The sequence below is a fragment of the Streptomyces sp. NPDC032721 genome, assembly GCF_055579625.1.
Genome location: NZ_JBVIMX010000011.1, coordinates 257437 through 265098, shown reverse-complemented (window position 1 = coordinate 265098; position 7662 = coordinate 257437). Strand labels below are relative to the sequence as shown.

At 72.4% G+C, this 7662-nt stretch carries 5 protein-coding genes; 1 reads left to right on the top strand and 4 read right to left on the bottom strand.

Going from position 1 to position 7662, the window contains the following annotated elements; translation table 11 throughout:
• The first annotated feature begins 108 nt into the window (after window positions 1–108).
• Window positions 109–4344: an FxSxx-COOH system tetratricopeptide repeat protein gene (gene fxsT / locus ACZ5PB_RS24270; protein ID WP_468693820.1), complete on the top strand. Its 4236-nt coding sequence runs from the start codon at window positions 109–111 to the stop codon at window positions 4342–4344.
• Here the strand turns inward: fxsT and ACZ5PB_RS24265 are convergent.
• From ACZ5PB_RS24265 to ACZ5PB_RS24250, 4 genes are read right to left on the bottom strand one after another with little or no spacing between them, the layout of a single operon-like run.
• On the bottom strand, window positions 4303–6273 hold the full coding sequence (locus ACZ5PB_RS24265) for an aKG-HExxH-type peptide beta-hydroxylase (protein WP_468693819.1): 1971 nt from the start codon (window positions 6271–6273) through the stop codon (window positions 4303–4305). The genes fxsT and ACZ5PB_RS24265 overlap by 42 nt on opposite strands.
• A gap of 3 nt (window positions 6274–6276) precedes the next feature.
• Window positions 6277–6492 carry a hypothetical protein gene (locus ACZ5PB_RS24260; protein WP_468693818.1) on the bottom strand — a complete coding sequence of 72 codons (216 nt, stop codon included), beginning with the start codon at window positions 6490–6492 and terminating at the stop codon, window positions 6277–6279.
• Between the two features lie 53 nt (window positions 6493–6545).
• A complete protein-coding gene (locus ACZ5PB_RS24255) occupies window positions 6546–6944 on the bottom strand; it encodes a DUF192 domain-containing protein (protein ID WP_468693817.1) in 399 nt (132 codons plus the stop codon).
• A 4-nt stretch (window positions 6945–6948) separates the two neighbouring features.
• Window positions 6949–7575, bottom strand: a complete 627-nt coding sequence (locus ACZ5PB_RS24250; protein WP_468693816.1) for a DUF1707 SHOCT-like domain-containing protein — start codon at window positions 7573–7575, stop codon at window positions 6949–6951.
• Between the last annotated feature and the right edge of the window lie 87 nt (window positions 7576–7662).

Here is a 7662-nt window from a genome sequence, read left to right as displayed (position 1 = left end):
GGGTTGTTACTGGCCTTGGGATTGTGCTCGGGTCCGGACCCGAGCCCGGCACCGGCACACGGCCAGGGCCAGGCCCACGGCCAGGACCGGGGCCCACTGCCGGACCCGGTGCCGGACACCCCTTCCCCGGAGCACGCCCGGCCCCCCGGCGCAGAGGCCGGTCCCGACGACGCGACCGTGACCGTCGGCCCGTACGAAGGAGCCAGGGGTACGCGGCCCGAGGACGCGGCCACCGGCGTGCCGGAGCGCGAACCCTGGCTCCCCGGCCACCACTTCACCCTCCCCGGCACCTACTCCCCGCCCCTCGCCGACGCCCGCTCCCTGGGCACCCTCACCTCCCGCCCCCTGCCCGACTCCCTCGCGCTGGGCCGCGCACTGCGCCCGCTGCGGCTGCGCGCCGAGGTGCCCGACTCCTGGGAGCTCGACGAGGAGGCCACCGCCGAGCGTGCCGCGCACGAGAACCTGTGGCTGCCGGTCTGCCGTCCGGTCACCGAACGGCGGCTGCGGCTCGTGCTCCTCGTCGACTCCGCGCCCTCCATGGGGCTGTGGCGGGACACCGAGCGCCTGTTGCGCCGGCTGCTGGAGCAGACCGCCGCGTTCCGCTCCCTCACCGTGGCCCCGCTGGACCTCACCGGGAAAGGGCCCCGCACCCGGGACGGAGACTCGTCGCCGGGGCCGGACAGTCTGGTCCTGGTCCTCACCGACGGGGTCGGCGAGGCCTGGCGGGACGGGGTGGCCGCCGCCTGTCTGTGCGCGCTCGCGCAGACCTCGCCCACCGCCGTACTGAGCCTGCTGCCGCAGGAGTTGTGGGAGATCACCCTCCCCACCGCGGTACGGGCGCAGTTCGAGGTGCCCGAACAGGCCGTGCCCAACCGGCGTTTGCGCCTGCGCGGCCCGTTGCTTCCGGCCGCCGTTCCTGACGACCCGGCACACCCGGACGCGCCCCGGCGCCAGGCGGCCCCCGTACCCGTACCCCTGTTGGAACTGACGCCCGGTTCGCTGGGGCGGTGGGCGTCGATGGTCGCCTCCCCCGGCGGGTGCCACGACGCGGCCGTCCTGCTGACCGGCGCGCACGGTGATCTGGGCGACCTGCGCCGGCTGGAACCCGCTCTCGACCGCCCCGAGCCGCCCAAGCACCTGAACCCGGCCCGGGAGCTGGTCCGGCTCTTCAAGGGCAAGGCGTCCCCGACCGCGTACGCCCTGGCCAAACGGCTGGCCGCGGCCCCCCTCAACCTGCCGGTGATGCGCCTGATCCAGCACTCGCTGCCCGGCGCCAGGGACTGGAACCTCGGCGAGATCATGCTCTTCGGGCTGCTCCGCCGCACCGGCCACGCGGACGACGTCGAGGACACCGACCGGGTCTCGTTCGATTTCCCGGAGGGCGTACGGGAGGAACTCCTCGGCCTGGGCACCCGTACCGAGACGATGTCCGTACTGCGCCAGGTCGAACAGGTTCTCGGACCCCGGCTGGCGGCGGCGGACCCGGACGGCGATGCCGCCGTGGCCTGGCGGCCCGACGCCCCGTACCCGACGGTCAACGAGCGCAACCGCGCCTTCGTCCGCCCCCTGTACAGCGCCCTGGCGGCCGTTTCCGGCCCCTATCTGGCGCGGGCCACCCGGCTGAGGCACTTGCTCACCACGGGGCCGCGCGGGGCGTCACATTCGACCCAAACACCACACAGGCCCAATGTGACACTGGGTGATGCATCGACTACCTTCGGGCATCCATCACCCGTACCGCTTCCGGGGCCCGAGCCGCAGGATTCATCGCCGTCCGGAGTTCCAGGAGGATTCGTGTCCACCGCGTCCCAGCCCAGCCCTGTTCTGGCGATCCCGTCACCCCCGTCGCCCAGCCGGCTCTGGGGGAACGTGCCGCAGCGGAACCGGAACTTCACGGGCCGCGAAGACCTCCTGGAAACGCTCAGCGAGCGGCTGACCTCCGATGCCCCCGCGGTCACCGCGGTACTCCCCGAGGCACTGCACGGCATGGGCGGTGTGGGAAAGTCCCAGATCGCCATCGAATACGTGTACCGCAACAGCCGGGAGTACTCACTCGTCTGGTGGATTCCTTCCGAACAGACGAGCCTCATCGTGCAGTCCCTGATCGAACTCGGGGAACAGATGGGTCTGCGGGTGGGCGCCGACCGAAGCGCCGTACCCGCCGTACTGGAAGCACTGAGGGTCGGCACCCCGTACTCGAACTGGCTCCTGGTCTTCGACAACGCGGAGGACCCCCAGGAGGTCCGCAAGTTCTTCCCGAACGACGGACCGGGACGGGTGATGGTCACGTCCCGCAACTCCCAATGGTCCAGCCTAGCCAGTTCTCTAGAGGTCGATGTGTTCGCACGCGAGGAGAGCGTTGCCCTGATCAGGCGGCGCAGTCCACAGATTCCCGACGAGTCCGCGGGCCGGCTGGCTCACGCCCTCGGTGACCTTCCGCTGGCCGTCGAGCAGGCCGCCGTCTGGCTCGCCGAGACCGGTATGCCCGTCAATCAGTACCTGGACCTGTTCGATACGAAGTACGCCGAGCTCCTCCAGGTGGCACCCCCCGCGGACTACGACCTTCCGGTGGCCGCCGCCTGGAACGTGTCCCTGGACCGGCTCCGCGAGAGCCACCCGGCCGCGCTCCAGCTCCTCCAGGTGTGTGCCTTCTTCGCACCGGAGCCCATCGACTGGGACCTGTTCTCGGCGGTACGGGGCGTTGCCGCGCCGACCGCGCTGCGCGCCACCCTGGACGACCCCATCCAGCTCGGCCGGGCGGTCCGTGAGATCGGCCGGTACGCACTGGCCCGCATCGACCACCGCAAGTCGACCATCCAGGTCCACCGCCTGGTCCAGCGCGTGCTCATCCAGCAGATGAACCCCGCCGAGCGCGCGGAGATGCGCCACTGCGCGCACGAGATCCTCGCCAACGCCGACCCGCGCAACCCTCAGCGGTCCGCCGAGTGGCCCCGCTACTCCAGCCTGCTGCCGCACGTCCGGGCGTCCGTGATGGTCGACTGCGACGACCCCTGGGTACGGGAACTGGTCCTCAACGAGACGCGTTTCCTGGTGGCGCGCAGCGACTACGCGGAGGCCCTGGTCCTCACCGACCGGGCCGCCACGAACTGGCGGCGGGCGCTGGGCGACGACCACGAGCACGTACTGGCCGTCGACCAGGTCCGCGCCCAGGTGCTGCGCTGGCACAACCGCTACGACGACGCCTTCGCGCTCCAGACGGAACTGGTGGAACGGTGCAGCCGGGTGCTCGGCGACCGTCACCCCTCGACGCAGCGCGCGGTCAGCTTTCTCGCCCTCCTCTACCGTGCGCGCGGTGACTTCCTGCGCGCCCGCGTCCTGGACCAGCAGGCGTACGAGGCGATGCTGCGGGAGTTCGGGCCCGACGACCCCGGCACCCTCCAGGCGGCGCACAACTACGCGGTCAGTCTGCGGCTGTCGTCCGACGCCACGGGCATCCGGGAGGCCTACCGGATCGACGAGGACACCTTCCAGCGCCGGGTGGAGGTGCTGGGCGACGACCACCTGCAAACTCTGCTGAGCCTGCACTGCCTCTACATCGACGTCCAGGAACTGGGCCGCTACCAGGAGGCCGCGGACGGTCAGGCGCAGCTGCGCGAGCGGGCGCTCGCCCTGCTGGGCGAAGAGCACCCGATGACGGCCTGGGTCTCCCGCGAACTCTCGGTGGCCCGCCGCAAGCTGGGCGCCCACCAGGACGCCTTCACCCTCTCCCGTGGCGTCCTGGACCTCTACCGCTCCCAGCCGGCGCAGGAGAAGTTCGGACTGGCCTGGGCCGCGCTCAATCACGCCACCGACCTGCGGCAGACCGGCGACCTGGACGGTGCGGCCGAACTGGGCGAAGAGGCGATGCGGTTGTGCCGCGAGGCACTGGGAGTGGAGCATCCGCACCACTACGCGGCAGCCACCAACCTCGCGGTGACCCTGCGGCTACTGGGGCGGACCGAGGAGGCCCTCGAACTCAACCGGGCCGCGGCGGAGGGACTCAGCAGGGTGCTCAGCCCACAGCACGCCCGTACCCTGCTCGCCAAGACCAACCTCGCCAGCGATCTCGCCCGACTGGGAAAGACGCGACAGGCGTGCGACCTGGGCGAGGAGATCAGCCGGCACATCACCGACGTCAGTGGCGACCGGCACCCGGACGCACTGGCCATGCGGCTCAACCTGTCCTACGACCTCAAGGAGCTCGGCGAGACGGAGCGGGCCAAGGAGCTCTACGAGCAGACCGTCGCCGTGATGCGCGAGGTGCTGGGCCCCGAGCACCAGGCCACCATCGACGCGAGCCAGTCACGCCGGGCCAACTGCGACATCGACATGCTCGGCATGTGAGGCGGCCGGAAGGGGCCCGGCACGCGGGGCCGCCGTCCGGGGGGCCGCCGGTGGCGCGGCGGGCCCGCTCCCGGCGAGCCACCTGGCCAGCTCCAGCGGGCCCGGCGGGTGCGTACCGGCCCGCAGGAGGGCCCGGTAGAGGGCGATGACGAGTTCCGGGCGCTCCACCAGGAGGCCCGGATCGTCGGACACCAGGCCCAGACCGATCCAGTCACTGATGTTCACCGGGCCGCCCAGCGGGTCCCCCGACCCGGCGAACAGGGCCCGTGCCTCGTCCGTGTCCCCGGCAACCAGGGCGGCGTCGGCGCGGGTCGTCTCCGCCGCGCCCCACGGCGCTGCCGCCCCCGAGACCAGATCGGCGCGCAGCCTCTCGAAGGCGGCCCTGTCGGTGCTCCACAACCGGGTCAGCCACAGCCGGGTGAGCAGCCGGGAGCGCGGGCGCGCGGCGACCGGCCGGGCGGGCGGAAGCACCGACGGCGGTGGCTCGCCCGTCAGTTGACGTACGGCGAGGGCGTCCGCGTCGGCATCCGCGACGGCCAGCTGCTGGGCCCGCCAGGTGCCGGTGAGGTCCCGCCAGCACCGGGCGGCCCGTTCGCCGGGCCCCGCCGCCACCGGCTCGGACCACCAGCCCCGCGCCTGTGCGCTGAGCGCGGCCACCACTCGCAGCCCGGGGGCTGCGAGGCCTTCGGCGACGTGGAGTGCGGCCAGTGCGGGGCGTAACTGGGCTCGGTGGAAGGCGAATTCGAAGTCCGCTCGTTCCCTCTGCCGCTGAGTCCCGGTTACGGACTCGACTTTCCTGCGGCGGTGCCAGAAGTCGGTGATCCCGGCGGTGGCGTGCGCGCCGTAGAGCAGTCCGCGCAGTGGGCGGGGGTCCTCCCGCCAGGGGGCGAAGTAGCGCGGCTCGGGTCCCGCCCGCCCGGGGGCGAGCAGCGGGTCCAGCAGGTCCACGGTGGCGAGGAGCTGGTGGTACGACTCGTGGATCAGGGTGGCGGCGGCGACAGAGGCGTCCTCGGGCAGCGACATCATGATCGCGCCGTACACGTCCGGCACGGTCACGCCGACCGGTCGCACGGGCGTCTGCGGGTCGGCGGGCACCAGCGACCGGACCGCCGCGCCGACGATCCGGTGCGCCGCTGCGTGGTCCGCCCGAAGCAACTCGGCTGATTCCACGAGTAGTTCGCGCCATCTGGACAGGTCTTCCGGGGAGAGCTCCACGGGGTCGCGCAGCGCACGGAAGTCCCGGTGCAGGGAGAGGTGGTCCAGGACCACAGGGTCGGCCTGCCCGGGGAGGGCGATCCGGGGCAGCGGCTGCCAGCCCTCGGCCGACCGGTCCGGCGCGCCCGGCAGCCGTACGGAGCCGTTGTCCCCGAAGACAACCGTTCCCTGCGCGGTGCACTCCACGCCGACCACGGCCCATTCGCCCCGCGCCACCTGCCCGGTCAGCCCGAGCGAGGGCAGCCACAGCCTTCCCCGGTGGGCCGGGACGCGCAGCGAGCAGCGTGCCCCGGCGCGGATCGCGGCGGCGGCCGCCAGGGATCCGATCAGCCCGGTGTCGGCCCACAGCGGGGCGTCCTGGGCGCCGCCCGCCCGGGTGCCGTGACTGATCCTGCGCAGCAGTTGTACTGCCCAGCCGTTCACCATCGGATCCGCCAGCACCGCTTCCACGGCGGCGGGGTCGGCGTGCTGGATCTCGGCCAGCAGCCGCCAGGCAGTACGTGGCGGAGTGGGCGGCATGCCGGTGCCCATACGACGTTGTTTGTCAGCCAAATGTGCCGACGGCGGCGGGAGTTCATAGATGCCCGCGAGGATGAGGAGCAGTCGACTGCGCCGGGCGGCCGTCAGTCGCGCCAGGTCGGCTTTCCCCGGGGAGCCGGTGGCGACGGCGACCAGGGTGGCCAAGGGCAGCCGGTGGTGCTCGGCGCTGGTCAAGTCTCAGTGGCCGGAACCCGTCTGTTCCGCCGGAGGGTTGCCGCATGGCGGGCTCATGGTTCCGGCGCACAGGGGGGCCGAGGTGCGGGCCAACTGCGAGCGCAGTGCGGCGAGGGCGGTCGGGAGCCCGTTCGCCATGCCCAGTTCATCCAGGGGGACCCCCGACAGGTCGAGAAGATGTGGTCGCAGCGCTTCGGTGGTACCCGTTGTCTCCGCCATGCCTCCATGGTGGCCGACGGGATACGGGTCCGAAAGACGCCTTCCGGCCTGCGTCAAGCGGTGTGCGGCGATGTGTCCGCGATCCGCAGAGTGACTCCCCGGCGCACTCCCCAACGAGCCCAGGAGCCCACCTCTGCCTCCAGGACGTGCCGCGCGCGCAACCGGGGCAGGGGCAACCGGTGCGGAACCACGGCATGAACCCCGATGACCCGCAACTCACGGTCCAAATAAGCCACTTCGATGGGGAAGCGCATCCCGAGGGTGTGGATGCTGCTTGCCGGGGTGAGGAGCAGGGCACCCTCGACACCGGTCCGGCCCAGCAGCCCGCGCGACCTGGCGCGCCGGGAGGCGGCGATCTCGACGGGGATGCGGGCACCGCTCTCGACGACGACCATCGTGGCGGTGCCGTCGGTGTACTTGTGGCGCTCGTGGCCCCGCCTCGCCTCGCCCACTCCCCTATTCGCCCTGCGCCCGCTTGAGCTTGCGGCGCAGCAGCACGCCCGGGTGGCGGATCGTCACGCCCGCCATGCCGCCCGTACCCGTCATCCGGATCAGCGGGGCGCCCGCCTCGTGCTCCGCCTTGATGCGGTTCTTGACTCCGCCGACGCCCGGCCGCACCGCGTCCGTGTTGACTCCCCAGCCCTCCGGCAGGACGAGGACCACGCCCGCCATCTCCCCGTACACCTCCACCTCGACCTCGCGGCCCCGCACCTCGGCCATGGTGAAGTCGAGGGTCACGCCGCCCATTCCGCCGTGCGCGACGACGCGGGACGGGACCGTCCAGCGCCCCTTCCGGGTGTCGCCGTGCATGCCGCCCTTGAGTACCAGGGGCTCGGCGGAGGTGGTGCTGGGGAGCGGCGGGGTGTGGCCGGAGGGGGTCAAGTCGTCGACGAGGGGGCCCAGTTCGGCGACGGTCTTGGCGCCGAGGGCGAGGCCCAGGCGTTCGTCGAGTTCCGCCATGTCGATCCGGCCGTCGGCGGCGGCTTCCCGCAGCTGGTCGACGATGGCCTCGCGGTCGGCGTCCGAGGCGCGCAGCGGTCGGCGGGCGGGGGGCGAGGCGCTTCCAGCGGATTCGGCGGTCATGCGTCCGATGATACGAAGCCCGAAGCCCTCTCTTGCGGGCACTCCGCGATCAAAAAGGGGCAGCCGGTCCGGGGCCGGGTGCCGCTG

Bases quoted from the DNA above. Each gene is read 5' to 3' on its own strand.
- ACZ5PB_RS24250 (WP_468693816.1), bottom strand. From the start codon at position 7,575: ATGACCGCCGAATCCGCTGGAAGCGCCTCGCCCCCCGCCCGCCGACCG.
- ACZ5PB_RS24260 (WP_468693818.1), bottom strand. From the start codon at position 6,492: ATGGCGGAGACAACGGGTACCACCGAAGCGCTGCGACCACATCTTCTC.